Origin of the sequence: Pseudomonas entomophila (genome assembly GCF_029478665.1) — a bacterium.
GTDB classification, from domain to species: domain Bacteria; phylum Pseudomonadota; class Gammaproteobacteria; order Pseudomonadales; family Pseudomonadaceae; genus Aquipseudomonas; species Aquipseudomonas entomophila_F.
Genome location: NZ_JARPQB010000057.1, coordinates 24595 through 50811 on the forward strand (window position 1 = coordinate 24595; position 26217 = coordinate 50811).

32 protein-coding genes are annotated in these 26217 nt (G+C 63.8%); 10 read left to right on the forward strand and 22 right to left on the reverse strand.

Features of this window, described 5'->3' with window-relative positions; genetic code table 11:
* Positions 1-43 precede the first annotated feature (43 nt).
* Positions 44-571, reverse strand: a complete 528-nt coding sequence (locus P5705_RS22750) for a hypothetical protein (RefSeq protein ID WP_277463109.1) — start codon at positions 569-571, stop codon at positions 44-46.
* A gap of 371 nt (positions 572-942) precedes the next feature.
* Between P5705_RS22750 and P5705_RS22755 the strand changes: the two genes are divergently transcribed.
* Positions 943-1569 carry a response regulator transcription factor gene (locus tag P5705_RS22755; RefSeq protein ID WP_248918929.1) on the forward strand — a complete coding sequence of 209 codons (627 nt, stop codon included), beginning with the start codon at positions 943-945 and terminating at the stop codon, positions 1567-1569.
* Between the two features lie 46 nt (positions 1570-1615).
* On the opposite strand, the gene P5705_RS22760 is transcribed toward P5705_RS22755, so the two are convergent.
* From P5705_RS22760 to metG, 7 genes are all read right to left on the reverse strand, one after another.
* Entirely contained in the window at positions 1616-1792 is a 177-nt protein-coding gene (locus P5705_RS22760; RefSeq protein ID WP_277463110.1) for a PA3496 family putative envelope integrity protein, read from the reverse strand.
* A 104-nt stretch (positions 1793-1896) separates the two neighbouring features.
* Positions 1897-2535 (reverse strand): endonuclease III, encoded by a 639-nt coding sequence (gene nth / locus P5705_RS22765; protein ID WP_277463112.1) that lies wholly within the window; start codon positions 2533-2535, stop codon positions 1897-1899.
* Between the two features lie 4 nt (positions 2536-2539).
* Positions 2540-3061 (reverse strand): NADH:quinone oxidoreductase, encoded by a 522-nt coding sequence (locus tag P5705_RS22770; RefSeq protein ID WP_277463114.1) that lies wholly within the window; start codon positions 3059-3061, stop codon positions 2540-2542.
* Positions 3058-3669 (reverse strand): RnfABCDGE type electron transport complex subunit G, encoded by a 612-nt coding sequence (locus P5705_RS22775; RefSeq protein ID WP_277463115.1) that lies wholly within the window; start codon positions 3667-3669, stop codon positions 3058-3060. Before P5705_RS22775 ends, P5705_RS22770 begins: the two co-directional genes overlap by 4 nt.
* Positions 3666-4637 carry an RnfABCDGE type electron transport complex subunit D gene (locus P5705_RS22780; protein ID WP_277463116.1) on the reverse strand — a complete coding sequence of 324 codons (972 nt, stop codon included), beginning with the start codon at positions 4635-4637 and terminating at the stop codon, positions 3666-3668. Before P5705_RS22780 ends, P5705_RS22775 begins: the two co-directional genes overlap by 4 nt.
* A gap of 51 nt (positions 4638-4688) precedes the next feature.
* Positions 4689-5237 (reverse strand): Rnf-Nqr domain containing protein, encoded by a 549-nt coding sequence (locus P5705_RS22785; protein ID WP_277463117.1) that lies wholly within the window; start codon positions 5235-5237, stop codon positions 4689-4691.
* An 89-nt stretch (positions 5238-5326) separates the two neighbouring features.
* Positions 5327-7366: a methionine--tRNA ligase gene (metG, locus tag P5705_RS22790; RefSeq protein ID WP_277463118.1), complete on the reverse strand. Its 2040-nt coding sequence runs from the start codon at positions 7364-7366 to the stop codon at positions 5327-5329.
* Positions 7367-7524: 158 nt separating this feature from the next.
* Between metG and apbC the strand changes: the two genes are divergently transcribed.
* On the forward strand, positions 7525-8619 hold the full coding sequence (gene apbC / locus P5705_RS22795; RefSeq protein ID WP_277463120.1) for an iron-sulfur cluster carrier protein ApbC: 1095 nt from the start codon (positions 7525-7527) through the stop codon (positions 8617-8619).
* Between the two features lie 32 nt (positions 8620-8651).
* Positions 8652-8780 (forward strand): hypothetical protein, encoded by a 129-nt coding sequence (locus P5705_RS22800; RefSeq protein WP_277463121.1) that lies wholly within the window; start codon positions 8652-8654, stop codon positions 8778-8780.
* A gap of 21 nt (positions 8781-8801) precedes the next feature.
* Here P5705_RS22800 and P5705_RS22805 read toward each other — a convergent pair whose 3' ends face one another.
* Positions 8802-9011: a cold-shock protein gene (locus tag P5705_RS22805; RefSeq protein WP_003254922.1), complete on the reverse strand. Its 210-nt coding sequence runs from the start codon at positions 9009-9011 to the stop codon at positions 8802-8804.
* 327 nt (positions 9012-9338) lie between these two features.
* Here P5705_RS22805 and dcd point away from each other — a divergent pair, with 327 nt between their 5' ends.
* Together dcd and P5705_RS22815 are read left to right on the forward strand one after the other, a co-directional pair.
* Entirely contained in the window at positions 9339-9905 is a 567-nt protein-coding gene (dcd, locus tag P5705_RS22810) for a dCTP deaminase (protein WP_044487781.1), read from the forward strand.
* Positions 9906-10003: 98 nt separating this feature from the next.
* A complete protein-coding gene (locus P5705_RS22815; RefSeq protein WP_213659826.1) occupies positions 10004-10234 on the forward strand; it encodes a hypothetical protein in 231 nt (76 codons plus the stop codon).
* 19 nt (positions 10235-10253) lie between these two features.
* Here P5705_RS22815 and P5705_RS22820 read toward each other — a convergent pair whose 3' ends face one another.
* The 6 genes from P5705_RS22820 to P5705_RS22845 all read right to left on the reverse strand — a co-directional run bounded on the left by P5705_RS22820 (position 10254) and on the right by P5705_RS22845 (position 15805).
* Entirely contained in the window at positions 10254-11369 is a 1116-nt protein-coding gene (locus P5705_RS22820; RefSeq protein WP_277463151.1) for a succinylglutamate desuccinylase/aspartoacylase family protein, read from the reverse strand.
* 153 nt (positions 11370-11522) lie between these two features.
* Entirely contained in the window at positions 11523-13958 is a 2436-nt protein-coding gene (locus tag P5705_RS22825; protein WP_277463125.1) for a penicillin acylase family protein, read from the reverse strand.
* 181 nt (positions 13959-14139) lie between these two features.
* On the reverse strand, positions 14140-14343 hold the full coding sequence (locus tag P5705_RS22830; protein ID WP_176517944.1) for an SEC-C metal-binding domain-containing protein: 204 nt from the start codon (positions 14341-14343) through the stop codon (positions 14140-14142).
* 7 nt (positions 14344-14350) lie between these two features.
* Positions 14351-14827 (reverse strand): LEA type 2 family protein, encoded by a 477-nt coding sequence (locus P5705_RS22835; protein ID WP_277463126.1) that lies wholly within the window; start codon positions 14825-14827, stop codon positions 14351-14353.
* Positions 14828-14829: 2 nt separating this feature from the next.
* Positions 14830-15306: a YchJ family protein gene (locus P5705_RS22840; protein ID WP_277463128.1), complete on the reverse strand. Its 477-nt coding sequence runs from the start codon at positions 15304-15306 to the stop codon at positions 14830-14832.
* Between the two features lie 4 nt (positions 15307-15310).
* The gene (locus P5705_RS22845) at positions 15311-15805 is read right to left on the reverse strand and encodes a DUF6231 family protein (protein ID WP_277463129.1); all 495 of its coding nucleotides are present in this window, start codon (positions 15803-15805) and stop codon (positions 15311-15313) included.
* Positions 15806-15964: 159 nt separating this feature from the next.
* Between P5705_RS22845 and P5705_RS22850 the strand changes: the two genes are divergently transcribed.
* The 5 genes from P5705_RS22850 (at position 15965) to P5705_RS22870 (ending at position 19894) form a co-directional block, all read left to right on the forward strand.
* Positions 15965-16657, forward strand: coding sequence for an OmpA family protein (locus tag P5705_RS22850; protein WP_277463130.1), 693 nt, complete (start codon positions 15965-15967; stop codon positions 16655-16657).
* Positions 16658-16746: 89 nt separating this feature from the next.
* Entirely contained in the window at positions 16747-17466 is a 720-nt protein-coding gene (locus P5705_RS22855) for an OmpA family protein (protein WP_277463131.1), read from the forward strand.
* Positions 17467-17566: 100 nt separating this feature from the next.
* Entirely contained in the window at positions 17567-17842 is a 276-nt protein-coding gene (locus P5705_RS22860) for a DUF1145 domain-containing protein (protein ID WP_277463132.1), read from the forward strand.
* Positions 17835-18593, forward strand: coding sequence for a collagen-like protein (locus P5705_RS22865; protein WP_277463133.1), 759 nt, complete (start codon positions 17835-17837; stop codon positions 18591-18593). Before P5705_RS22860 ends, P5705_RS22865 begins: the two co-directional genes overlap by 8 nt.
* A 194-nt stretch (positions 18594-18787) precedes the next feature.
* Positions 18788-19894 (forward strand): NADH:flavin oxidoreductase/NADH oxidase, encoded by a 1107-nt coding sequence (locus P5705_RS22870; protein ID WP_277463134.1) that lies wholly within the window; start codon positions 18788-18790, stop codon positions 19892-19894.
* 1 nt (position 19895) lies between these two features.
* Here P5705_RS22870 and P5705_RS22875 read toward each other — a convergent pair whose 3' ends face one another.
* The 7 genes from P5705_RS22875 to ydcS all read right to left on the reverse strand — a co-directional run bounded on the left by P5705_RS22875 (position 19896) and on the right by ydcS (position 26158).
* The gene (locus P5705_RS22875; protein ID WP_277463135.1) at positions 19896-20228 is read right to left on the reverse strand and encodes a type II toxin-antitoxin system HicB family antitoxin; all 333 of its coding nucleotides are present in this window, start codon (positions 20226-20228) and stop codon (positions 19896-19898) included.
* Positions 20225-20479, reverse strand: a complete 255-nt coding sequence (locus P5705_RS22880; RefSeq protein WP_277463137.1) for a type II toxin-antitoxin system HicA family toxin — start codon at positions 20477-20479, stop codon at positions 20225-20227. The genes P5705_RS22875 and P5705_RS22880 overlap by 4 nt, the downstream gene beginning before the upstream one ends.
* 145 nt (positions 20480-20624) lie before the next feature.
* A complete protein-coding gene (locus P5705_RS22885; RefSeq protein ID WP_277463138.1) occupies positions 20625-22049 on the reverse strand; it encodes a gamma-aminobutyraldehyde dehydrogenase in 1425 nt (474 codons plus the stop codon).
* Between the two features lie 17 nt (positions 22050-22066).
* Positions 22067-22873, reverse strand: a complete 807-nt coding sequence (locus P5705_RS22890) for an ABC transporter permease (protein WP_277463139.1) — start codon at positions 22871-22873, stop codon at positions 22067-22069.
* The gene (locus P5705_RS22895) at positions 22863-23801 is read right to left on the reverse strand and encodes an ABC transporter permease (protein ID WP_277463140.1); all 939 of its coding nucleotides are present in this window, start codon (positions 23799-23801) and stop codon (positions 22863-22865) included. The genes P5705_RS22890 and P5705_RS22895 overlap by 11 nt, the downstream gene beginning before the upstream one ends.
* On the reverse strand, positions 23798-24823 hold the full coding sequence (locus tag P5705_RS22900; RefSeq protein ID WP_277463141.1) for an ABC transporter ATP-binding protein: 1026 nt from the start codon (positions 24821-24823) through the stop codon (positions 23798-23800). The genes P5705_RS22895 and P5705_RS22900 overlap by 4 nt, the downstream gene beginning before the upstream one ends.
* A gap of 195 nt (positions 24824-25018) precedes the next feature.
* Complete coding sequence (gene ydcS, locus P5705_RS22905; protein WP_277463142.1) at positions 25019-26158, reverse strand: putative ABC transporter substrate-binding protein YdcS; 1140 nt, start codon at positions 26156-26158, stop codon at positions 25019-25021.
* Positions 26159-26217 lie beyond the last annotated feature (59 nt).

Below are 26217 nucleotides of genomic sequence, written 5' to 3' on the forward strand. Positions count from 1 at the left end.
ATGAAAAAACCCGGCCTTTGCCGGGTTTTTTATTGCCTGTCGCTCAGGGAGGGTGATGACTGTTCGGTGGTGTTTCGACATTGCCCTGCATGGGGCTGACCGTGAACTGGATGCAAGTGCGTGTATCGAGGTTGTACAGCGTCCAGCGCCGGGTCGCTCGATGCGGGCGATTGATCAGGCGCAGTACCTGGTTCTCGATCAGCTTGCGGCTGTCCGGACCGGAGATTGCGATGACCATGGGTTCTTCGCTTGAATCAAGTGGCTTCTCGGCAATGGTTCGTGGCGCCAAGCTGTCGGGAGGTGTGCTGGAGGCCTGGGAGGGCGATGCATTGTCTGGGGGCGCGCAGGGCGCTGGCGCATTGGGCTTGTCGGGGGCGAACAACGTGTTGCTGTTGAAGTTCAGCGTCAGAAAAAACAATACAGTCAAAAAAAACGGAAACCCCACCAGGAACCATGTGTAGATGGTCTGACTGCTTTCGCTCAGGAATGGCAGCGAAGCCAGTGCCGAGGCTTCGATGACACCGGCGAACACGGCGATGATGGCCAGTGGACTGATTGATTCTTGACTCATGATAAGTGCCTGCGAGGGGTATCGCTCATCAGTAGCCGGTTTGACGCCACAGGATAAGCCGGTGTTGGTTCCTTGTGAGGAAAACCGACTTATCGAGTGATGGGCTCGAATATTCCGCGCAGGGTGTTGAAGTTTCCTTCGTGGAATGTAAATGATTTGCGATTTTATCCATCCCGCGCCAGTGCTATTTTTTAAATGCTGCAGCCTGCAAGACCACGCCCTCGATTTTCGGTGGACATGTAGGAAATTTCTTTGAATTGAGTAAGTAGTTTCTGTGAATGTCTCTGCCAAGGAAACCGTCGCATAAAGCGTTGCGATGTTCGGTTATGGTGGAGTGTCGTAATTAAAAATAACGAAATAATGGATATCGCATGAACAAAGTGCTGATCGTGGATGATCACCCGGTCATTCGCCTGGCGGTACGCATGCTGATGGAGCGGCATGGTTACGAGGTGGTGGCGGAAACCGATAACGGCGTGGATGCCTTGCAACTGACGCGGGAGCATCTACCCGATATTGTCATTCTGGATATTGGAATTCCCAAGCTCGATGGGCTGGAAGTTGTCGCCCGGGTAACCCTGGTCAGTCCTGCGAGCAAGGTGCTGGTACTGACCTCCCAGGCACCGGGGCATTTCTCGATGCGCTGCATGCAGGCAGGCGCCGCTGGTTATGTCTGCAAGCAGCAAGACCTGACAGAGTTGCTCAGTGCGATCAAGGCTGTGCTGTCAGGCTACAGTTACTTCCCCAATCAGGCGTTGCACAAGGGCAGGACCGGGGTGGGCGGCGGAACGGAAGTAGAGATGGTCGAACGTCTCTCTGGCAGGGAGATGATGGTGTTGCAACAACTGGCGCGCGGCAAGAGCAATAAGGATATCGCCGACAGCATGTTCCTCAGTAACAAGACGGTGAGTACCTACAAGACGCGTTTGTTACTCAAGCTCAATGCACGGTCTCTGGTGGATCTCATCGAGCTGGCCCAGCGTCACGGTCTGGCCTGAATGCCGAAGAAAAAGCCTCCGTTCGGGAGGCTTTTTCTTGACTGTGCTACAGGTCGTAGTCGAAGTCGGCCAACTGCTTCTGCAGGCGTCGTTCTTCCAGCATGTTGTCAATGGTGCGGCGCTTGCTGAGGTTGGTCTTGGCCGGTTCGGCCTGCGGTTCCACGTCCTCGTCCGCGCTCTGGAAATCTTCGTCGATATCCAAGTCTTCTTTATCGGTGCTCATGCGTCACTCCAAGCCAAAGGGCCCTTGGCCGTCCTTATAACGGGAATCACGAAGCGGGTAAAAAAGATTTTTTCAATCGTATTCAGCAGTTTTTACCTATCGTCTCAATCGTCCGAAGTCTTGTGCTTGTATTCGCAAAGGTCCTCGATACGGCAACTGCCGCAGCGGGGCTTGCGGGCCTGGCAAACGTAGCGCCCATGCAGGATCAGCCAGTGGTGGGCGTCGAGCAGATAGTCCTTGGGGACGAACTTGAGCAGCTTCTTCTCCACTTCCAGAACGGTCTTGCCGGGGGCGATGCCCGTGCGATTGCTGACGCGGAAAATGTGCGTGTCGACTGCCATGGCCAACTGGCGGAAAGCGGTGTTGAGTACGACGTTTGCGGTTTTGCGCCCCACACCGGGCAAGGCTTCGAGTGCTTCACGGGTCTGAGGCACTTCACCATCGTGGTGTTCGACCAGCAGGCGGCAGGTCTCGATGACATTCTTCGCCTTGCTGTTATAGAGCCCGATGGTCTTGATGTACTCACTCAACCCCTCCACGCCAAGCGCGTGAATGGCTTGTGGGGTATTGGCCACGGGGAACAGGCGCGCGGTAGCCTTGTTGACGCCCACATCGGTGGCCTGGGCCGAGAGGATGACGGCGATCAGCAGTTCGAAAGGTGTCGAGTAAGCCAGTTCGGTCTTGGGGTCGGGATTGTCTTCATGCAGCCTGCGAAAGATCTCCAGGCGTTTGGCGGCATTCATGGGGTCAAAGGGTTCCTTGACGACGGGGTGAGGTAGGCGGGCGCAGGTGATTGTACAAGCCCAGCAGCAGGCCGAGCAGTAGGAGGGCGCCAGGGGCGAGCTGGGCAATATGCAGCCCCAGCCAGTCATTTGCCAGCTGGCGGCAGGTGGCCAGTGCCAGGCAGGCCAGTAACAGGCCGCACAGGTTGATCAGCAATGGGCGCCAACGGCCCGTGGCGGGTAGCTGCAGGTCAATGATGAGGCAGGGCAAGGCCAGGAGCGTCGGGTAGTAATCCAGGGTCAACGCCAGGGGCAGAGCCCAGGCACGTAGCCCCAGTTGCAGGCAGGTTGCCAGGGATACCGCCAGCATCAGGCTCGCATACAGGCGTGGCAGGGGGGGGAGAACGTTGCGTAGCGGGGCCATCAAGCCTTGGTGCAGGCTCACCAGCAACAGGCTGCAAACGGCTATGGCCGCGCCCTGCATGATTGTCCCGGTTGCGCCGATCAGGGGGGGCAGGCTGGCAATCAGCAACCCATATCTGTTCATCGGCGGTCCTCGCTGCTCAGCAGTGGCTGATGCTCGTCGACGTAACGCAACGCATCCTGAATGGCGTCGATCACGGCGCGCGAGGTCACCGTCGCTCCGGCCAGTTGGTCGAATGCACCCTGATCGCGCTTCAGCGCCCAGGCCTGTTCGGGAGGGGCGTCACGTCGACTACCGACAAACTGGTCGAGCCAGTGCGATGTCGGGTTGGCCAACTGGTCGCCCAGGCCGGGGCTTTCCTGCTGGTGGAGGACCCGAACGCCGATCAGCCGGCCTTGTGCATCGATAGCGATGGCCAACTCGATCGGCCCACCATAGCCCTGCAACCCGCTGCGCAGTACGACGGCTGCCGGCTTGCCGGCACGCGTTGCGCGGTAGCCGGCAAGCAGGCGGCTATGGCGCAAGGTGGTGTCCGCCAGCTTGAGCGGGGCCAGCAATGGCTGGTTGTCATAGCTGCCCTGTGGTAGCACCGCCAACCACTGGCGCTCCTGCAACTGGCGCTCGGCTTGAGTGATACTGTCGGCGGTCCAGTGGCGCCAGGCCAGGCTGAGGGCCACGCTTAGCCCGGCGACTGCTATCAACACGAGGGTCGTGCGTGCGCGAGCGTTCATGCTTGCACCTGTTCTCGGCGCTCAGCCCAACGATCCAGGCCTGGTACCGTCAGGTTCATCAGCAGGATGGCGAATGCGGTGCCATCGGGAAAATTGCCCCAGATGCGAATCAGGTAGATCAACAGGCCACAACCCATGCCGAACACCAGGCGGGCAAGTGGGCGCCGGCAACCGGAAACCGGCTCGGTGGCAATGAAGAACGCGGCAAGCATGGTCGAGCCCGAGAGCAGGTGCAGCAGTGGTGAGCCGTGGGAGTCGGAGCCTGAACCATTCCAGCCCAGCAAGCTGCACAGGAAGATGGCTCCGAGCAGGCCTGCGGGGGCGTGCCAGGTGCATACCTTGCGTTGCAGCAGGAACAGGCCGCCCAGCAGGAATGCCAGGTTCACCCATTCGCTACCGCGTCCCCCCAGATAGCCGAAGGCCGGGTTCTGGTTGAACAACTCGTCAATCGTCAGGCTGCGATTGTGCTTCAGCACATCGAGCACGGTCGGGCTGGCCCAGGCGTCGATCTGCTCGCCTGGATTGAAGGCCTGCCGCAGGCTCTCGATCAGGCCGACCGCCTGCCCGGGCCAGTGGTGCATTTGCTGGGGGAAGCTCAGCAGGACGAATGCGTAGCCGACCATGGCGGGGTTGAACAGGTTGCGACCGACGCCACCAAAGGCCTGTTTGCCCAGGCCAATGGCAACGACCGTGGCGCAAAAAGGCAGCCACCAGGGAGCCTGGCTGGGCAATGCAGCGGCAAGCAACACCGCGGTCACCAGTGCGCTGAAATCACTCAGGGCGCTTTCCAGGGGCTGTTTGCGCAAGGAGAGTAGCAGCGCCTCCGTGAGCAGTGCGGCACTGGCGCATAGCGTCAGGTTGGTCAGCACGCCCCAGCCCTGCAGCCAGAACAATGCCAGAATCCCCGGGGCGCAGCCCAGCAGGACCACGCCCATGGCGTTGCGCAGGCGCGGGTCAGGCGCTGGCATGGCCTTGCAGCTCTTCGAGGCGTTTGCGGGCGTCGATGCGTTGAATCAGACTCATTGTGCGAATATTCCGTTGAACCCGGAGAACGCCAAGGCCATCACGCCGGCCCCGAGCAGTTCGATCGGCAAGCCGCGCAAGGCCACGGGAATTTCCGCATGGCGGCTGCGCTCGCGCAGGTCGTTGAACAGGATGAGAGCAAGCCAGAAGCCCGCGCCAGCCAACGCTCCCCGGATCAGGGCCTGCCATGGGTCGTTGCCCTCTGCTGTGAGTTGCAACATCAAGCCTAGCAGCGCGACGTTGCCCATCAGCAAGGGTTGCAGGCCGTTCGTGGGCCAGTTCGGGCGAAGCCGTTGCAACAGATGCGGTAGGCCCCAGGCCAGGGCCATCATCAACGGCACGAACAGGTACAACTGCAAGCCCTGCCATTGCAGCGGGGCTAGCACGTAGCGCTCCAGCAACACACCGCCAGGAAGCCCGAGCAGAAACAGAAGACCACTGCACAGGCCGAGCACATGCAGTCGATCGCGCTTGGCTTGCCCCGGCTGCAAGGCCAGGAGATTGATCAACGTGGCGCTGACCAGAACCAGGACGTAGTCGCTCATGACAATGCCTACCGCCTCGGGATGCCGTGATTATCCGGCAGCAGGCGCTGGATGGAAATGCCCCGGCCAAAGGGCCGGGGCTCGGAGTTTCACTTGATGCGCTGGCCAGGCTTGGCGCCGCTGTCAGGGCTCAGCAGGTAGATCTCTTCACCGCCAGGGCCGGCGGCCATGACCATGCCTTCAGATACCCCGAAACGCATTTTCCGGGGCTTGAGGTTGGCCACCATCATGGTCAGGCGGCCTTCCAGCTGGCTCGGGTCGGGGTAGGCCGACTTGATGCCGGAGAACACGTTGCGACGCTCGTCACCGATGTCCAGGGTCAGCTGCAGCAGCTTGTCGGCGCCCGGCACGGCTTCGGCCTTGACGATCAGCGCGACGCGCAGGTCGACCGCGGCGAAGGTGTCGAACTCGATCTCGGCCGAAAGTGGATCCTTCGTCAGTTCGCCATTGCCGGCGGGTGCCTTGGCTTCTGCGGCGAGCAGGTCTTCCTTGCTGGCGGCGATCATGGCTTCGACCTTGGCCGGCTCGATGCGGCTCATCAGTGCCTTGAACGGGTTGAGCTTATGGTTTTCCAGGCGGGACAGGTGGTCGTTCCAGGTCAGCGGGGCGACGTTGAGGAACGCCTCGGCGTCGGCGGCCAGCAGTGGCAGTACCGGCTTGAGGAAGATCACCAGCTGGCGGAACAGGTTGATGCCCTGGGCGCAGATGGCCTGAACTTCGTCCTGCTTGCCCTCCTGCTTGGCCAGCGACCACGGAGCCTTGTCGGCGATCCAGGCGTTGGCGCGGTCGGCCAGGCCCATGATTTCGCGCATGGCACGGCCAAAATCGCGGCTTTCGTAAGCCTCGGCGATGGACGGGGCGGCGGCGAGGAAGGCTTCGGTCAGCTCGGGTGCGGCATCGCCGGGCACCATCACGCCGTCATTGCCCTTGTGGATGAAACCAGCGCAGCGGCTGGCGATGTTGACTACCTTGCCGACCAGGTCGGAGTTGACCTTCTGCACGAAGTCTTCGAGGTTCAGGTCGAGGTCGTCGACGCCACGGCCGAGTTTGGCGGCGTAGTAGTAGCGCAGGTATTCCGGCTGCAGGTGATCGAGGTAGGTGCGGGCCTTGATGAAGGTGCCGCGCGACTTGGACATCTTCGCGCCGTTGACGGTCAGATAACCGTGCACGTTGACCGCGGTGGGCTTGCGGAAGCCCGAGCCTTCGAGCATGGCTGGCCAGAACAGGGCGTGGAAGTTGACGATGTCCTTGCCGATGAAATGGTACAGCTCGGCCTTGGAGCCTTCGTTCCAGAATGCATCGAAGTCCAGCTCCGGGCGGCGCGCGCAGAGGTTTTTGAAGCTGGCCATGTAGCCGATCGGCGCATCCAGCCAGACGTAGAAGTATTTGCCCGGCTCACCTGGAATCTCGAAGCCGAAGTAGGGCGCGTCACGGGAGATGTCCCATTCCTGCAGGCCCGAGTCCAGCCATTCGGCGAGCTTGTTGGCCACGGCATCCTGCAGCGTGCCGCTACGGGTCCACTGCTGCAGCATGGCCTGGAAGTCCGGCAGCTTGAAGAAGAAGTGTTGCGAGTCGCGCAGCACCGGGGTGGCGCCGGAGATCGCCGACTTCGGGTTCTTCAGTTCGGTCGGGGCGTAGGTGGCGCCGCATTTCTCGCAGTTGTCGCCGTACTGGTCCTCTGCCGCGCACTTGGGGCAGGTGCCCTTGATGAAGCGATCAGCGAGGAACATGCCCTTTTCAGGGTCGAAGTACTGGGTCACCGAACGGGTGGCGATGTGCCCGGCGTCGCGCAGACGGGTGTAGATCAGGCCCGACAGCTCGCGGTTCTCCTCGCTGTGCGTGGAGTGGAAGTTGTCGAAGTCGACCAGGAAATCGGCGAAGTCGCTGCTGTGCTCGGCCTGGACATTGGCGATCAGCTGTTCTGGCGTGATGCCTTCCTTCTCGGCGCGCAGCATGATCGCCGAACCGTGGGCGTCGTCGGCACAGACGTAGATGCACTGGTTGCCGCGCAGTTTCTGGAAGCGAACCCACATGTCAGTCTGGATGTACTCGAGCATATGGCCAAGGTGGATGGATCCATTGGCATAGGGCAAGGCGCTGGTGACGAGAATCTGACGTGGCTCGGACATGGTGGCTCGGCTACTTATCTGGCTACGGGTAAAAAATGAGGGTGATCGGCCACTATAAAGGGCTGGCGAATTTATTTCACCCCGCGTTCGCATCTGCTGACGATTGACGGGTTAGCATAGGCGTCTGTCACGTATTCAGTTTGCCAATGGGAGTCTCCATGAGTGCCGTCACCCGTGCCGCCGTCGAGGGCGTGCTTCGCCAGTACACCGACCCCTACCTGAACCAGGATCCGCTCAGCGCCGGTTGCGTGCGCGCCATCGACATCCAGGGCGGGCAGGTCAGCGTGCAATTGCAGTTGGGGTATGCCGCCGGCTTGTTCAAGGGCGGCTGGGCGCAGGTGCTGCAGAACGCGATCGAGAACCTCGAAGGCGTTGCATCGGCCCGGGTGGCCATCGATTGTGTGATCGCCACCCACAAGGCCCAGGCCCAGGTGCCGGCCATGGCCAGCGTGAAGAACATCATTGCCGTGGCCTCGGGCAAGGGCGGGGTGGGCAAGTCGACCACCGCCGCCAACCTGGCCCTGGCCCTGGCCCGTGAAGGCGCCCGGGTGGGTATCCTCGATGCCGATATCTATGGCCCAAGCCAGGGGGTGATGTTCGGCATCCCTGAAGGCACCCGCCCGCAGGTGCGCGAGCAGAAGTGGTTCGTGCCGATCAAGGCCCATGGGGTCGAAGTCATGTCCATGGCCTTCCTCACCGACGACAACACACCCATGGTCTGGCGCGGCCCGATGGTTTCGGGGGCGTTGCTGCAACTGGTCACGCAAACCGCCTGGGATGACCTTGATTACCTGGTGATCGACATGCCCCCTGGCACCGGCGACATCCAGCTGACCTTGGCGCAGAAAGTCCCGGTGGCGGGTTCGGTGATCGTCACCACTCCGCAGGATCTGGCCCTGCTGGACGCCAAGAAAGGCGTGGAGATGTTCCGCAAGGTCAACATTCCGGTGCTGGGTGTGGTCGAGAACATGGCCGTGCACATCTGCTCCAACTGCGGCCATGCCGAGCACCTGTTCGGTGAAGGCGGTGGCGAGAAACTGGCGGCGCAATATGGTGTCGAGCTGCTGGCCTCGCTGCCGTTGTCGATGCTGATCCGCGAGCAGGCCGACAGTGGCAAGCCCACGGCCATCGCCGAGCCGGAAAGCCAGATCGCCATGGTGTATCAGGAACTGGCGCGGCAGGTGGGGGCGCGGATCGTGTTGCAAGAGGCCGCTGCGCCGGCGATGCCGAACATCACCATCAGCGAGGACTGACGGCTCTGGCGTGACACCTGTAGGAGCCAGCCTTGCTGGCGAACACCGGCACAGCCGGTGCCATCCACCGCGTTGTCTGGTTCGCCAGCAAGGCTGGCTCCTACAGGTTGTTGATCGCCGAGGCACAAAAAAAACCCGCCAATGGCGGGTTTTTTTTTTGAAAGCTAGGAAGCGAGATCGACTTAGGCGATCTGAACTTCTTCAGCCTGCATGCCTTTCTGGCCGCGGGTAGCGACGAAAGTAACAGCCTGGCCTTCTTTCAGGGTTTTGAAGCCGTCAGCTTGGATGGCTTTGAAGTGCACGAACAGGTCGTCGCCCGACTGAGGGGTGATGAAGCCGTAGCCTTTCTCATCGTTGAACCACTTGACAACACCGGATTGACGGTTGGACATGTTTCTGTCTCCTTGGACAAAGTTGATTACGGTCAGGAAACACCCTGACCGGGACTGAGCGCAAAGAGAGCAGAAAATTCAGCGATGGGCCGATGAGTATCGTGCATCAAACTAGAGATTCTCGGTGTCACGTGCAGCACAGTGGCGCCACCTTAACCCACTTTCCACGGCCTGCCAATGGCCAAGAAGCGCTTTGGCGAAATTCGGATCGGCGGCCTGTGCAGGCCCCGTCCGGCGCGGGATGGGGCAAGGAACTTTAACCCGGGCGTCGGGACCGGTAAGATGCGCATCTCGTTTTTTACCTCGAATTCTTCAGGACACCCCGCCATGAGCATCAAATCGGACAAGTGGATTCGCCGCATGGCGCAGGAACACGGCATGATCGAACCGTTCGTCGAGCGCCAGATTCGCGGTGAGCACGACAGCCGGGTCATCTCCTTCGGCGTCTCCAGCTACGGCTACGACGTGCGTTGCGCCGATGAATTCAAGGTGTTCACCAACATCAACTCGGCCACCGTCGACCCGAAGAACTTCGATGCCGGCAGCTTCGTCGACGTCAAGAGCGACGTTTGCATCATCCCCCCGAATTCGTTCGCGTTGGCCCGCACTGTCGAGTACTTCCGCATTCCGCGCAATGTCCTGACCATCTGCCTGGGCAAGAGCACCTATGCACGCTGTGGCATCATCGTCAACGTCACCCCGCTCGAACCCGAGTGGGAAGGCCACGTAACACTGGAGTTCTCCAACACCACCACACTACCGGCGAAGATCTACGCCAACGAAGGCGTGGCGCAGATGCTGTTCCTCGAGTCCGATGAAGAGTGCGAAGTCTCGTACAAGGACCGTGGCGGCAAATATCAGGGGCAGCGCGGCGTCACCCTGCCACGCACCTGAGCCGACAAGCGCGGGGAATTACTTCCCTGCCTGGCACTCCAACGAGAGAACAGCGCCCGGTGCGCAGCACGCGCGCCGGCTCTCGTCAGGAGCAGCCCATGAAACTCGACCCCGCCATCAGCAGAAAGCTGGCCGTGTTGCAGCCGAACCAGATCGGCCTGCTCGCCTGGTCGCTTCTCGCTCACCCGCCCATACCGATGCAGATGGGCGGCGTCCCGCACCAGCCCGATCCTGATACGCCCCTGCCGGCTGAGCCTGGTGAGCATCCGCCTATGGAGCCGGGTGAGCCGACCTTGCCCGACGAACCGCCACCGGCACCGGTGGCGTGATCAAGGCGCCCGAGGGTCGTCAGTTACCCAGCAGGTAACCGCTGCGGCATACCTGTTCGCCGGCGATATGGGCGACCACCATGCCCGCCGTTGCCATTCGCCGCAGGCTGCGGGCGTACAGCAGGCCTGCCTGAGTGTTACGCAACGATGTGACCCGGTCGCTCAGTGGGTCGATGACCTCGGCGATCAACTGCCCGGCTTCCAGGTACTGCCCTGGTTTGGCGTGGAACACCAAGAGCCCGCCCAACGGGGTGGTCAAAGGCTCCACCGCCGCCAGAGAGGTGGCGGGGTAGCGTAGGGCGGGCAGCGGCGCGGGCTGACCTTCGATCACGCCGCTGTGAGTGAGGAAATCCAGGATTGCCTGGCAGTCCTGGCTTGCCAGTGGGTGGCTGACATCGGCCTGCCCACGCAGTTCGATGGTCACCGAGAAGCTGCCGTGGGGAATAGGGAAACGCTTGCCGAAGCGTTGCTGCAATTGCCACCAGACCAGGCTGAAGCACTCGTCAAACGACTGGCCGCCCGAATCGGTGGCCAGCAGGCTGGCCTGTGCGCCCAGGTAGCGCGCCAGCGGCTCGACCTGGGGCCAGGCCTCCGGCGTGGTGTACAAGTGCTCGACGGCTTCGAAGTCGCAATGCAGGTCGAGCACCATGTCGGCATCGCAGGCCAGGCGCTGCAGGGTGAGGCGTTGGGATTGCAGTGGGGTCTGCGCGGGATGGGCGTCCAGGCCGCGGCGCAGGTACTCGCGAATCAGTGCCAGGTTGTGGGCCGGGTCCTGGGTCAGGTGGGCTTCGACCTGGTCGCCGATGCTGTCGGACAGGTCGACGAAGTTGCGGTTGAAGTTTTCGCCGCTCTGCAGTTCGAAGCGACCCAGGGGTGCGTCCAGCAAAACCTGCTCCAGGCCCACTGGGTTGGCTACTGGCACCAGGATGATCTCGCGGTTCAGCCGCCCTTGCTGTTCGAGTTCGCCCAGGCGCTGCTTGAGGTGCCAGGCGACCAGCATGCCCGGCAGTTCGTCGGCATGCAGCGAGGCCTGGATGTACACCTTGCCAGCGCCGCGCGGGCCGAAGTGGAAACTGTGCAGCTGGCGGGCGATGCCGGGGACGGGAGACAGCAGGTCGTGGGTCGAATGGTGCATGGTGGTCCTGATGGAAACGGTCTGGTCCGGGATGATGGATAGAAGCACAAGTTCGTGCTCCGTGCATCATTGTCCGGCCCGGAACGTTCCGAGCACCGGTTCGCCAGCAAGGCTGGCTCCTGCAGGTAGGAGCCAGCCTTGCTGGCGAACGCTTTACTTGCCGGGCACCAGTGTCAATCGCTGGCTGCCATAGGCGCGCGCGAAGTTCTGCTGTTGCAGCGGCAGGCTGGTGAAGCGCCCCTTGAACCAGGCGTCCAGGCCATCGCTGTAGTGCCGGCTCGCCGGGTTGCCGGACTGGCCGCTGCTGGTCAGCACTTGCAGCGGTTCGGCCTGGCCGAAGTCGACGATCATCCGCGCCGAGGCGGGCAGGCGGGTGTCGAAACTGTTGCCCCAGGCATATGGCGTCAGTGCCAGGGTGCTGAAGTCGCCACCCGCGGCCATCGGTGGGCGGGCAAGGCTGTCGCCCAGCCCTTGGTAGTTGGGCGCCGGCCAGCGGTACTGGTGCAGTTTGCCCCATTGCCACGCGCGGCGGTCGGCACCAAGCTGAGCGGTGCCCGCATCGATCGCGCCTGCCAGGCTGCGGGCCAGGATGGTGGGTTTGTCCTCTTTCTGCGGCGTGCCGCGGTCATCCCAGAACGGACTGTCGTCACGACCGAGCAGGTGGTCGGCCTGGGCCGAGTAGGACAGCTGGGCATTGCCGACGAACGCCTGCCAGGCCGGGCCGGACTCCGGGCCGAGGTCGTCGAGGAAGGTCTGGCGGGTGACTTCCTGAAGGAATAGCGCGTACAGCGCGGCATCGGCCGAAACCGGGCTCAGCCGGCCGTCGAAGGCCTTGAGCCGGGCCAGGGCGTCGCGGGCCTTGTCGCGCTGGGTCGCTGGCAGGGCATCGATGGCCTGCTTCAGTGGCAGGGCCATGCCCGGGGCGTCGAACATCTGCTTGAGCTTGCCGGCCAGTGGCGTGACCTGGTCGTTTTGCAGGGCCATCAGGCTGCGGCTATCGTGGCGGCCATTGCCGGCCAGCTGGGCCAGGCGCTCGGCACGCTCGGGGTAGTACCAGGTGCTCGACAGCTGCATGCCATAGCCCTTTGGCAGGCTGCGCTGGTTGGCGTGGCCGATGAAGCCGGCCGGTGGGTCCTGGTCGTAGGGGTGCAGCATGGCGTCGGCGTAGCCGTCCCAGTCATAGCGGCCATCCCAACCCGGCGACGGCAGCAGGCCCTGGCCATCGCGGCGGTTGGGGTAGCGGCCGCTGACTTGCCAGCCGATATGCCCGGGCTCGGCGAACACGAAATTGAGCGCGGCGGCGGCGACTTCGCGGGTGCTGTCGAAGGCGCGCTCCACGGTCGTGGCGCGGGTCAGGTCGAACAGGGCGTCGAGGCTGCGGTCGTCCTTGAGCTGCGGCAGGTGCAGGGCCAGTGCCAGGCTGCCGTGGCCCGGCAACAGGGTACCGTGGCGGGTGTCGTACATCACCTCGCGCTGGGGGCGCTGGCCGCGCACGAAGAAGGTTTCGTTGCGCCCGCGGGCCTGTTGCCACTTGCCGTCGGCCAGGTAGGTCAGCTGGTTGCCCTGGCGGCGCACTTGTTCAAGGAACACGTCCTGGTTATCGGCCATCACGGCGCTGCCGCTCCAGGCCAGCTTGCCGTTGTAGCCGGTCAGCACGATGGGCAGGCCGGGTAGCGAAAGGCCGGCGACCTGGTACTTGCCGGTGTGAATCTGCACGGGGCTCAGCGCCCAGATGGCGCGGCTGTCACTGGCCAGCAGGCTCTTGCCGCTGCGGCTGCGCTCGGGGGCGAGGGCCAGGTTGGACGAACCCGGGCTGCCCAGCAGGCCGAGCTCGGCCAGTTGCTGGGCGGCGGCGGCGAGCGAGGCCAGGCCCGGCAGTTGGCTGGTCAGGTTCAGGCCCTTGAGCTTGTCGACTTCGCCATCGGCCAGTGGCTCGTCGGGGGCGCCGGGTAGCAGCCAGGCCAGTTTGTCCGTGCCAACCTTCTGCGCGAGTGTGAGGGCCGAGAGTTCTTCCTGCAGGTTCACCGACTGGCTGAAGGCATAGAGGCTGAAGATCAGCGCCGAGTCCTCGGGCTTCCAGTACTCCGGGCGGTAGCCGCTGCGGGCCAGTTCGGCGGGCAGCTTGTCGCGGTAGCGGAACAGGTAGGCGTTGACCCCGCGGGCGTACACTTCGAAGAAGCGCTTGAGCCGTGGCGAGGCATCGGCGTAGAGCTGGCCGGCGCTCTGCTTGAGGTTGGCGGCGCGCATCAGGCGGTCGATTTCCAGGGCATCGGGCCCGGCCAATTCGGCCAGGCGCCCTTGGGCGAGCAGACGCATGCTGACCATCTGCCCGATGCGATCACCCGCATGCACGTAACCGAGGCTGAACAGCGCGTCATGGAAGCTGGCGCTTTCGATCAGCGGGGCGCCCATGTCGTTGCGTCGAATCGAGACGTTCTGCGCCAGGCCCTTGAGCGGCTGCACGCCAGTGGTCGGGGGCACGCTGTCCTGGTAGCCGCCCATCTGGCAGCCGGCGAGTGCAAGCATGCCGAGCAGCGCGGCGGCGCCGCCGAAGCGGGGGCGGGACGGAGGAAGGACGGCGGCGGCCATGACGGGGCTCCTGCAAGGCGTGGCGGGGTTTGGAAAGGCGCTAAGGTAGTGAGCGCGCAGTCGCCGTGCAAGGTGTCGAGTGGCTTTATTTACGAATGGTCGGGGGCGGGCGGCAAGAAAAAGCAGGCACTGGGCCGGGTTGCCTTTTCTTGCCGCTGGAAGCTTGCCGCCTACGGCTGTTTTACGCGCCGTGGCACTTCTTGAACTTCTTCTGGCTGCCGCATGGGCAGGGGTCGTTGCGGCCGACGTCCTTCAGGGCGTTGCGCACCGGCTCCTGGTGGCCGTGGTTGCAGTGCGGGCCGTGCACATGGCCGTGGTCATGATCATGCTGGTGGTCGTGATCGTGGTTGCAGTCGGGGCCATGGACATGGGGTTGCTGGGTCATTGCGGGGCTACTCCGGTATTAGATCGCCGGGGATTATCTCACCACTGCGCGACAAGTGCAGGTCCCGATGGATGAACAGGCCGGTGGCCAGGTCGCCTTGCAGACGGTACTGCAACGGTTGCTTGCTGCGCAGCAGCTTGGCCAGGGGCTTGAGGTGCTGCCAGAGGTTGGTGCGCGCGGTGATCTTGAAGGTACGCCGGGCATGGCCAGCGACACTGCGCCACAGGCTGACCTCGTCCTGCGCCAGCAGCAGGTCGCCCAGGTGCACCGAATAGGCGATGGTGCGGATGAACAAGCGTTCGTCATTGGGGTTGTCGACCTGCAGGTGGAGCACGAACTCCTGCTGGTGCAGGTGCATCTTGACCTTTTCCACCTCGACCAGGTGCACCTCGGGCTGGCGCCAGGTGTCCTCGCCCCAGCTGGCGCAGCCCGCCAGCCAGCCCAGCAGGAAGCTGAGCGTGAGCAAGCGGGCCAGGGCACGCATGTTCAGGAGCCGAGATAGCTGGCGCAGCACTTCTTGAACTTCTGCCCGCTGGCGCAGGGGCAGGGATCGTTGCGCCCGGCGCTCAGGGGCACGGTCGGGTCGATGAAGTACCAGCGCCCGGCATGCTGGACGAAGGCCGAGCGTTCGCGGTGTTGGTGGTCACCGTCGGTATCGTGCCAGCGCGCGGTGAAGGTGACGAAGGCATGCTCGGGTTGCCCGCCGAATACCTCGGCGCTTTCCACCTCCAGCCCCAGCCAGGTGCTCTGGGCGCTCCAGGCGGCCATGCCGGCACGGTCCAGGCCGGGCTGCTGGGCGGGTAGGGTGGTGCCGACCAGATAGTCCACCAGGCCGAGCACGTAGGCGCTGTAGCGACTGCGCATCAGCGACTGCGCGTCTGGTGCCGGGGTGCCGGCGTGATAGTGCCCGCAGCAGGTGTCGAGCAGGTTGCCAGTGCCGCAGGGGCAGACCGAGACACTCATTGAATCACCACCAGTACTTGCCAAAGTTTTCAGGGTTGGCCCAGAACCTGGCATTGAGCCAGTCCGGGACCTGCTTGTAGTCATGCAGATCATAGGTGAACAGGCTCAGTACCTGTTCGTCGCGTTGGAATTTTTCGCTGGCGGAGAGTGCCAGGGCAAAGAAGTCGGTGTCGTGCCAGCCACTGGCGGCCAGGTCGGTGAGCACCGCCACCCGGCTGGCATTGAGATTGCGGATGCCACCCAGCAACTCCAGGCCGACACGCTTGGGCAGGTGTTCGAGGCAATCGACCAGCACGGCCAGGTCGAAGCGCTGCGCGGCCACTGACGTCGGCAGCGGGCCGGGGGCCGCGATTTCGATGTGGGTGTCCGGATGCGCCGCGGCGAAGGCGTCGAGTGCCGGGAAGCGCGCGCCCACCAGCAGCAGGCGGTGGGGCGTGAAGCGCTCGAGCAGGGCGGCCAGCGCCTGCTGGGGTGTGCGTGGAGAGAAAACCTCGGTCATTGCCATTCCTCGTTCAGATCGCTCAAGACTAGCGGCCCCGGACGGGATGGCAAAGCGCTCAAGGGCTGCCTCGTGGCTTATTGCTGGCAGAGCGGGAATCGGCGGTCTTTACTCCCAGAGCGTCGGTTCAGCACCGATTCCCCTAGGAGAAGCAACAAGATGAGCATAGTACGCACAGCGATACCCCTGGTTCTGCTCACCAGTGTGTTGACTGGTTGTGCAGGTTTGCAGAAAACCGACTGGCCGAAGTGTGCTGCCGTCGGGGGCGTGGGCGGCGCGGCCCTGGGCGCCATAGAAAGCTCCAGCTGGGCTGGCTGGGGCGCCTTGCTCGGTGGTGGCCTGGCGGCCGGGTACTGCTGGGCCCATGGCGATGGCGACGAGGATGGCGATGGCGTGCCCGACAGCCGCGACAAGTGCCCGGGCACGCCACGTGGCGTGCAGGTCGATGCCAACGGTTGCCCACCGGCGCCGGCACCGGTGGTCGAAGAGGTGGTGGTACAGAAGGAAGAAGTCATCGTCATCCGTGACGTGCGCTTCGAGTTCGATTCGGCGCGCCTGACCGCCGCCGACAAGGAGCGCCTCAACACCATCGCCACGCGCCTGAAGAAAGAAGCGCCGAGCGCGCGCCTGAGTGTCACCGGCCACACCGACAGCGTTGGTTCCGACACGTATAACCAGAAACTCTCCGAACGTCGGGCCCACTCGGTGACCGAGTACTTGATCGAAAGCGGCGTGCCGCGCGCCAGCTTCGTTTCGGTGGTGGGGGCCGGTGAAACCCAGCCGGTCGCCGACAATGCCACGGCCGATGGGCGTGCCATGAACCGTCGAACCGAGATCAAGATCCAGCGCTGATGGCCGTGCGCCCGTGCCTTGAGAAGTGGCGCGGGCGCGTCTTTACTCCTGTGTGACCGGAAGCGGCCGGTGACACAGGAGCATTCACCATGCGTGTTTTGTCGAAGGCGGCGCTGCCGCTGGTGGTGGCCACGAGCCTGCTGGCAGGCTGCGCCACCCACAGCGATGGCAGCGCGCCCCTCAATCAAAGGACCTGGCCCCTCTGCAGCCTGCTGGGCGGGCTGGTCGGCGGTGGCCTGGGGGCCATCGAGAGCTCAAGCTGGGCGGCCGGTGCCGGCGCCGCAGGGGCGATTGCCGGTGGCTTGATCTGTTACGCCCAGGACGGTGACGAGGATGGCGATGGTGTCTTCGACCGCCGCGACCGTTGCCCAGACACACCCGCCGGCACCCGGGTCGATCACATGGGCTGCCCGCTGCCGCAGTATCCACCGTCGCAGCCACAACCCGAGCCAGCCGCGACATCCGAAGTGATCACCCTCGACGATCAGGGCCAGGTGCTGTTCGCCTTCAACTCCGACAGGCTTGAGGCCGGTGCTCAAGAGCGCCTGCACAGCTTGCTTGCCAAACTCAACGACCCTTCGGTGCTCAGCATCAAGGTCATTGGCCACACCGACAGCGTCGGCTCCGACAGCTACAACCAGGGGTTGTCCGAGCGCCGTGCCAGCAGCGTCGCCGAGTACCTGATCAGCCAGGGGCTGGCGCCGGAGAAAGTGACCAGCCAGGGCCGTGGCGAGAGTGAACCGGTGGCCGACAATGACACCGACGAAGGCCGGGCGCACAACCGACGGGTGGAGCTGCACCTCAACTGAACCCCTCTGGCGCGTTGCCTGGCGTTAGGGGTACTGTTGCCGTCGCGGCCCGCTCGACCGGGCCGCTTCGACATAACAACAAATCGATCGGGGGCGGGGTATGAAGTTCATCCTGGGCCTGGGCAAGGTCCTGACGGTGGTGTTCTGGTGGGTGGTGCTGGTCAATCTGTTCATGCCGCAGCCGTTGCCGCTCAATCTTCTCATCAACGCCGCGGGCATTATCCTGCTGACGCTGCATGTGCTCGAAATCCTCTTCTTCAACGGTAGCTTGCGCGGGCGCAGCCATCGTTGGTTCGACCGGCTGCAAATCCTGCTGACCGGTATTTTCCATGTCATGTCCATTCCCAGGCCGCAGGAGGCGCCGAGCCATGCGTAATCTGATGTTGCTGGCCGCGTTGGCGGCTCCCATGGCCCAGGCCGAAAGCCTCGAAGTTGCCGCTCATTCCATGTTGCGCCTGCCGAACAAGGCGGCCAGCGTACATCTGCAGCATTTGCGGGTAGCGGATTCGGGGACCTTGCTGCTGCCGGCCAGCTTGAGCGAGCTGAATATAGACCGGCTCGAATTGGGCCGTGATGCGCGCATCGCTGTTGCGCCAGCCGAGGGGGCGTTGAGCATCGAAGTGGCCCGTGCCTCCCTGGGCGAGGGGAGCGAGATCAGTGCTCCAGGTGCGCCTGGCACCTACGAGCGCAGTGCTCGCCCTGGCCGTAACCTGGAATTGCGATTGGCGGAACTGGAGGCTGATCGGTTGGCGATCGATGCCCGCGGGGGCGCGGGGGCACCGGGGTATGTCGGGCTCGATGGCGCCAATGGCAAAGCGGGTGGGTGCACCTGGGGGCAGGCCAGCCGTGGGGCCAATGGCGATGACGGTGGCAATGGGCACGATGGGGCATCGGGTGGGCGGGTTCGTCTCGCGGTGCCTGACAGTTTCCCACATGAACGGATCGTGGTTCGTCTGGATGGCGGCGCACCGGGCAAACCGGGGGCCGCAGGCCGGGCCGGGGCTGGTGGGGCGAGCAAGGGCTGCCTGGTCTACAGCACCGATGCCGGGGCCAATGGGCGGCCTGGGCGGGAGGGGCAGCCTGGTTTGGCGGGGGCTTCCGGAGAGTTGATCATTCAGCGGTTGTGAGTGGGTTGGTTTTGGGTTTTGGGGCATTCCATCAGTGATGGGCATGCCCACAAAACCCCAAAGCCACACGCTGACACCGAAGCCAAACCACCCCACCCCCAATGGTCTAGTCTGAAAAAGACCGGCACCGGCCCAATCCCAACCAAGAGCGCCCGGACCGGACAACCATTCGGAGTCCCCTGGGAGGTGCTCTCATGAGCCTGCTGCTTGAGCCTTACACCCTGCGTCAGCTGACCCTGCCCAACCGCATCGCCGTTTCCCCCATGTGCCAGTACTCCGCCGTCGACGGCCTGGCCAACGACTGGCACCTGGTGCACCTGGGCAGCCGCGCCGTCGGTGGCGCGGGCCTGGTGATCAGCGAAGCCGTCGCGGTTACCGCCGATGGCCGCATCACCGCCGAGGACCTCGGCCTGTGGAATGACGACCAGATCCCGCCATTGCAGCGCATCACCCGCTTCATCACCGCCCAAGGCGCCGTGCCCGGCATCCAGCTTGCCCACGCCGGTCGCAAGGCCAGCACCTACAGGCCTTGGCTGGGCAAGCCAGGCAGCGTCAAACCAGAGGAAGGGGGGTGGCAGCCGGTAGGCCCTTCGAAGATTGCCTTCGATCCAAAGCATACCCCACCCCGCGAACTGTCCACCGATGAGATCAAGGGCGTCATCGGCGCGTTCGTGGCGGCAACCGAGCGCGCATTGAAGGCCGGCTTCAAGGTCGTCGAGATCCACGCCGCCCATGGCTACCTGCTGCACCAGTTCCTGTCACCGTTGAGCAACCAGCGCCGCGACGATTACGGAAGCTGCTTCGAGAATCGCATTCGCCTGACCCTGCAAGTGACCGAGGCCGTGCGCAAGGCCTGGCCAGACGATCTGCCGCTGTTCGTCCGGGTGTCGGCCACCGATTGGGTCGAGGACGGCTGGAACCCGGATGAAACCGTGGAACTGGCCCGCCGCCTGCGAGCCCTGGGCGTCGATCTGATCGACGTGTCTTCGGGCGGTACCTCGGTCAATGCCGAGATCCCGACGGGCCCCGGCTACCAGACTCGCTTCGCCGAGCGTGTACGCAAGGAATCGGAGATCGCCACTGGCACCGTCGGCATGATCACCGAACCGGCCCAGGCCGAGCACATCTTGCGCACGGGTCAGGCCGATGTGATTTTCCTCGCCCGCGAACTGCTGCGTGACCCGTACTGGCCATTGCATGCCGACGATGACCTGGGCGGCAACAAGGCCACCTGGCCGGCCCAGTACCAGCGGGCGACCAGCCGGGCGAACCCGATCCACGAGTCGGACCTGCGCGACTGACTCAGCCGCAGGCTGCCTGGCTGAGAATATCGCTCACCCACTGGTTGATGCTCTTCTGCGCCAGTTCGGCCTTGGCGGCCACGCTGGCGTGGAGGGCTGGTTCCAGGCGCAGGCTGAGTTTTCCGGAATAGGCCTTCTGCGGTTCACGGCCCAGGCGCTCGCAGGTGTCGAGGTAGTCGTCGACAGCCTCTTCGAAGGCCTGGCGCAGCTCGGCGATCGACTCGCCGTGGAAGCCGATCACATCGCGGATGCCGGCGATGTGGCCGATCAGCAACTGGTCTTCGTCGCTGTATTCGATGCGGGCTGAATAGCCGCGGTAGTTCATGATGTTCATGGTGTGACTCCTGCCTGCTCCAGGAACTGACGGGCGTCCCGTACCTGGTAGGGTTTGGCGTGCCGGTCGGGATGAGGGCGATGGAATGTCGCGACCTCGCCGTTGAGCTCGAAACGCACGCGGGACCCTCTGCCTTCGACGACCTTGGCGCCAAGCGACACCAACAGCGACTCCAGGCGCTGCCAGTCGAGTGTTCGGGGAACAGGTTTCTTGAATACGAGTTCGAGTAATGCGCGCTGATGATTATTCATGGTATCAGTCTGTGATACCAGAGGTGCGCGGCTCAATGGATGGGCGGTAGGCTGGAGCAGGTGCAAAGACAGGGAAAACTCTACTGAAGGGGCAGTAAAAAAGCCGGCGGGAGCTGAACCCCGGCCGGCCTTCATCACAGCAGGTTCAGTGCTTGAACATCACATGGCGCACGCAGGTGTAGTCCTCCAGCCCATACATCGACATATCTTTCCCGTAGCCGGAATGCTTCTGCCCGCCATGGGGCATTTCGCTGACCAGCATGAAGTGGGTGTTGACCCAGGTGCAGCCGTATTGCAGGCGCGCTGCCAGGCGATGGGCGCGACCAGTGTCGCGGGTCCATACCGACGAGGCCAGGCCGTACTCGGAATCGTTGGCCCACGCCAGCGCCTGGGCCTCATCGCTGAAACGAGTGACGGAAACCACCGGGCCGAACACTTCGTGACGGACGATCTCGTCGTCCTGCAGGGCATCGGCGAGCACGGTCGGTTCGAAGAAGAAACCGTCACCCGCGATGGCCTTGCCACCGGTGACCAGGCGAATGTGCGGCTGAGCGATGGCGCGCTGGACCAGGCCCGCCACCTTTTCGCGGTGCTGGGCGCTGATCAGGGGGCCGAGTTCGGTGTCGGGGGCGTTCTGCAGGCCGGGCTTGAGGCTGGCCACCGCCTTGCCCAGGCGTTCGACGAAGCGCTCGTAGATGCCGTCCTGCACATACAACCGGCAGGCCGCGGTGCAATCCTGGCCGGCATTGTAGAAGCCAAAGGTGCGGATACCCTCGATGGCCGCGTCAATATCGGCGTCGTCGAACACCAGGACCGGGGCCTTGCCGCCCAGTTCCATGTGCATGCGTTTCACGCTGTCGGCGGTGGCGCCGATGATGTGCGCGCCAGTGGGGATGGAGCCGGTCAGCGAGACCATGCGCACCTTGGGATGGGTGACCAGCGGATTGCCAACGGTCTGGCCGCGGCCGAAGAGAATGTTCAGGACGCCGGCCGGCAGCAGGCCCTGGACGAGTTCACCCAGGCGCAGGGCGGTCAGTGGGGTCATCTCCGATGGTTTGATCACCACGGTATTGCCGGCGGCCAGGGCCGGGGCGATCTTCCATGCCAGCATCATCAACGGGTAGTTCCAGGGCGCGATGGACGCCACCACGCCCAATGGGTCGCGGCGGACCATGGAGGTGTGGCCAGGCAGGTACTCGCCGGCCGCCGAACCACCCAGGCAACGCGCGGCACCAGCGAAATAGCGGAACACGTCGACAATGGCCGGGATCTCGTCGTTGAGCGCGGCGGAGTAGGGCTTGCCGCAGTTGTCCGATTCCAGTTTGGCCAGTTCCTCGCCATGGCGTTCGATCACCTCGGCGATGGCCAGCAACACGGCGGCCCGCTCCTTTGGTGTGGTCTGCGACCAGCGTTCAAACGCCTGGTCGGCGGCGCGCACGGCGGTGTCCACCTGCGCTTCGGTGGCCTCGTTGATCTGCGCCAGGGCGCTGCCCTTGGCCGGGTCGAGCACGGTCCAAGCCGGTCCTTCGCCATCCACCAGGCGGCCATTGATCAGCATTTGGGTTTGCATCGGGGGCTCCTCCAGGGTCATTTGCCACTGCCCGCGACGCTTTCACCGCCGCGGGTCAGGTAATAGGCGCCGATAATCGGCAGCATGGTCACCAGCATCACCAGCATGGCGACCACGTTGGTCACCGGCACGTCGCGCGGGCGGCTGAGCTGGTTGAGTAGCCAGATGGGCAGGGTGCGCTCGTGGCCGGCGGTGAAGGTGGTGACGATGATCTCGTCGAACGACAGGGCGAAGGCCAGCATGCCGCCGGCCAGTAGCGCCGAACCGAGGTTGGGCAGGATGATGTAGCGGAAGGTCTGCCAGCCGTCGGCACCCAGGTCCATCGACGCCTCGATCAGGCTCTGCGACGTGCGCCGCAGGCGGGCGATGACGTTGTTGTAGACGATCACCACGCAGAACGTCGCGTGCCCGACCACGATGGTGAACAGGCCAGGCTCGATGCCCAGGCGCTTGAAGGCCGACAGCAGGGCGATGCCGGTGATGATGCCGGGCAGGGCGATGGGCAGGATCAACATCAGCGAGATACTTTCCTTGCCGAAAAAGCTGCGTCGGTACAGCGCCGCCGAGGCCAGGGTGCCCAGCACCAGGGCGATCAGCGTGGCCAGGCAGGCCACCTGCAGCGATAACTTGATCGCCTCCAGCACGTCGGGGCGGGCGAAGGCCGCGCCGAACCACTTCAGGGTGAAGCCCTGGGGCGGGAAGCTGAAGGCCGCGTCCTCGGTGTTGAAGGCATAGAGCAGGATGATCAGGATCGGGAAGTGCAGGAACAGCAACCCGCCCCACGCCGCCAGGCGCAGGCCTGTCGAGGCTTTTTCAGAGTGCATCGAAGGCCCCCAGGCGTTTGACGATGGACAGGTACACGGCAATCAGCACGATCGGCACCAGGGTGAAGGCCGCGGCCATGGGCATGTTGCCGATCGCGCCTTGCTGGGCGTAGACCATGCTGCCGATGAAGTAGCCGGGTGGGCCGATCAACTGCGGCACGATGAAGTCACCCAAGGTCAGGGAAAAAGTGAAGATCGATCCGGCGGCAATCCCCGGCACCGACAACGGCAGGATCACCTGCAGGAAGGTCTGGCTTGGTCTCGCGCCGAGGTCGGCCGAGGCTTGCAGCAGCGAGGGCGGCAGGCGCTCGAGCGCGGCCTGGATCGGCAGGATCATGAATGGCAGCCAGATGTACACGAACACCAGGAAGCGCCCGAGGTGCGAGGTCGACAGGGTGCTGCCACCCACGCCAGGAACAGCGAGCACCAGTTGCAGCAGCGCCTCCAGGTGCAGCTGCTGGATGAACCACTGGGCCACGCCGCCTTTGGCCAACAGCAGGGTCCAGGCGTAGGTCTTGACGATGTAGCTGGCCCACATCGGCATCATCACCGCGATATAGAAGAACGCCTTGGTGCGGCCGGTGGTGTAGCGTGCCATGTAGTAGGCGATGGGGAAGGCCAGCACGGCGCTGGCCAGTGACACCGCCACGGCCATGCTCAGGGTGCGCAGGATGATGTCGAAGTTCGCCGGGTTGAACAGTGCGGCGAAATTGGCCAGGGTCAGGTCCGGCGTCACCGCCATGGTGAAGTCGTCGAAGGTATAGAAGCCTTGCCACAACAGGTTCAGCAGCGAACCGAGGTAGATCGCGCCGAACCACAGCAAGGGTGGAATCAGCAGCATCAGCAGGTACAGGTTGGGGCGCCGGTAGAGCACGTTGCTCAGGCGCCGCAGGGGCGAACTTGCCGGGTGCGCCGAGGCAAGGTTCATATGACGCTTTCCTGCAATGCCGTCATTGCCGCTCGTGGCCAACGGGCATGTACGCGCTGGCCGGTTTGCCAGGTCGGCGCATGGGCGAGCCACTGGTCATTGGCCTGACTCACGGCCAGTACCTGGCCGTTGTCCAGTTTCACCTCGAAGCGAGTGGTGCTGCCCTGGTACTGGATGTCGTGGAGTTCGCCGCTGACCTGCACTTCGTGGCCGCTGGCCTGGCCGTCCAGGCGGATGTGTTCGGGGCGGATGGAGAACGGCAGGGGGCTGCCGCTGAGCTGTTGGGCCAGCTCGCCGCGCAGTACGTTGGAGGTGCCGACGAACTCGGCGACGAACGTGGTCGCCGGCTGCATGTAGAGGTTGCGCGGCGAGTCGACCTGTTCGATGCGCCCACGGTTGAACACCGCGACCCGATCGGACATCGACAGCGCTTCGGTCTGGTCGTGGGTGACGAAAATGAAGGTGATGCCCAGCTGGCGCTGCAGCTTCTTCAACTCGCCCTGCATCTGCTCGCGCAGCTTGAGGTCGAGGGCACCGAGCGGTTCGTCGAGGAGCAACACCCGCGGGCGGTTGACCAATGCCCGGGCCAGGGCGACGCGCTGGCGCTGGCCGCCGGAAAGCTGCGCCGGTTTGCGTTCGCCGTAGCCGCCTAAAGCCACCATGGCCAGGGCTTCTTCTGCACGGGCGTGGCGCTCGGGCTTGGCGACGCCCTTGACCTTCAGGCCGTAGGCAACGTTGTCGCGCACGTTCATGTGCGGGAACAGCGCGTAGTCCTGGAATACCGTGTTGACGTCACGCTGGTAGGGCGGCAGGCCTGCGGCCTCGGCGCCATGGATACGGATCGAGCCGCTGCTGGGCTGTTCGAAGCCGGCGATCAGGCGCAGGCAGGTGGTCTTGCCCGAGCCGGACGGGCCGAGCATGGAGAAGAACTCGCCATCCTGGATATCGATGCTGACCTGGTCGACTGCCTTGACGTCGCCGAAGGCGCGGGAAACCTGGGTGAACTGGACGGCTGGGGGCATGGTGCTACCTGATCGGTTGATGCGAGTTCATTCGGGCCCGTTTCGCCGGCAAACCGACGATATGCCATGTCGTCTGTAGGAGCGGCTTTAGCCGCGATGCGGTGCCTGGCACCCGCTGCGCGGGTGATCGCGGCTGAAGCCGCTCCTACAGAGGTCATATCAGATCAATGGGTTGAATCTTGCTCCGGGGCGCTCCTATCGCCCGCCCATGATCGCAATGTAGTCCTGGGTCCAGCGGCTATAGGGCACGAACTTGCCCCCTTCGGCCTGCGGGGTCTTCCAGAAGGCGATCTTGTCGAAGTTGTCGAAGCCGTTGGTCTTGCAGCCCTCGGCCCCCAGCAGCTCACTGCCAGTACAGGCCGCCGGCACCGCTGGAAGCGAACCGAACCAGGCTGCCACATCGCCTTGCACCTTCGGTTGCAGTGACCAGTCCATCCACTTGTAGGCGCAGTTGGGGTGCTTGGCCTCGCTGTGCAGCATGGTGGTGTCGGCCCAACCGGTGGCGCCTTCTTTCGGTACCACCGAAGCCACTGGCTGCTTGTCGGCCTGCAGCCCGTTGACCATGTAGCCCCAGGAGCTGGTGGCGACCACGCCCTCGTTCTTCACGTCGCTCATCTGCACCGTCGCGTCGTGCCAATAGCGATGGATCAGTGGTTGTTGCTGGCGCAACAGGTCGAGCACGGCCTTGTACTGTGTCTCGGTCAGCTCGTAAGGGTTCTGGATGCCCAGCTCGGGTTTGGCGGACTTGAGGTAGAGCGCCGCGTCGGCGATGTAGATCGGCCCGTCATAGGCCTGCACGCGGCCTTTGTTGGGTTTGCCGTCGGGCAGGTCCTGCGCTTCGAACACCACGCTCCAGCTGGTCGGCGCTTGCTTGAACACGTTGGTGTTGTACAGCAGCACGTTCGGGCCCCACTGGTAGGGGGTGCCGTACACCTGGTCCTTGACCACGTACCAGGCACCGTTGTGCAGGCGTGGGTCGAGGTTCTTCCAGTTGGGGATCAGCGCGGTATTGATCGGTTGCACGCGTTTGCCAACGATCAGCCGCAGCGAGGCGTCGCCCGAGGCGGTGACCAGGTCGTAGCCGCCCTTGGTCATCAGGCTGACCATCTCGTCGGAGGTGGCGGCTGTCTTTACGCTGACCTTGCAGCCGGTTTCCTTCTCGAAGCCGGTGACCCAGTCGTAGGCCTTGTCGCTTTCACCCCGTTCGATGTAGCCGGGCCAGGCGATGATATCCAGCTGCCCTTCACCGGCGCCGAGCTTGTCTGGCAGTTGGGCGGCCTGCAGGCTGGCAGTGGCCACCAGAGCGCCGAACAATACAGTCGTGTTCACTGACATGGTGTTCCCTCTTGCTGAGTCGCGTGGACGGGGGAGAGGTCGAGGCCGGGCATTGTCCA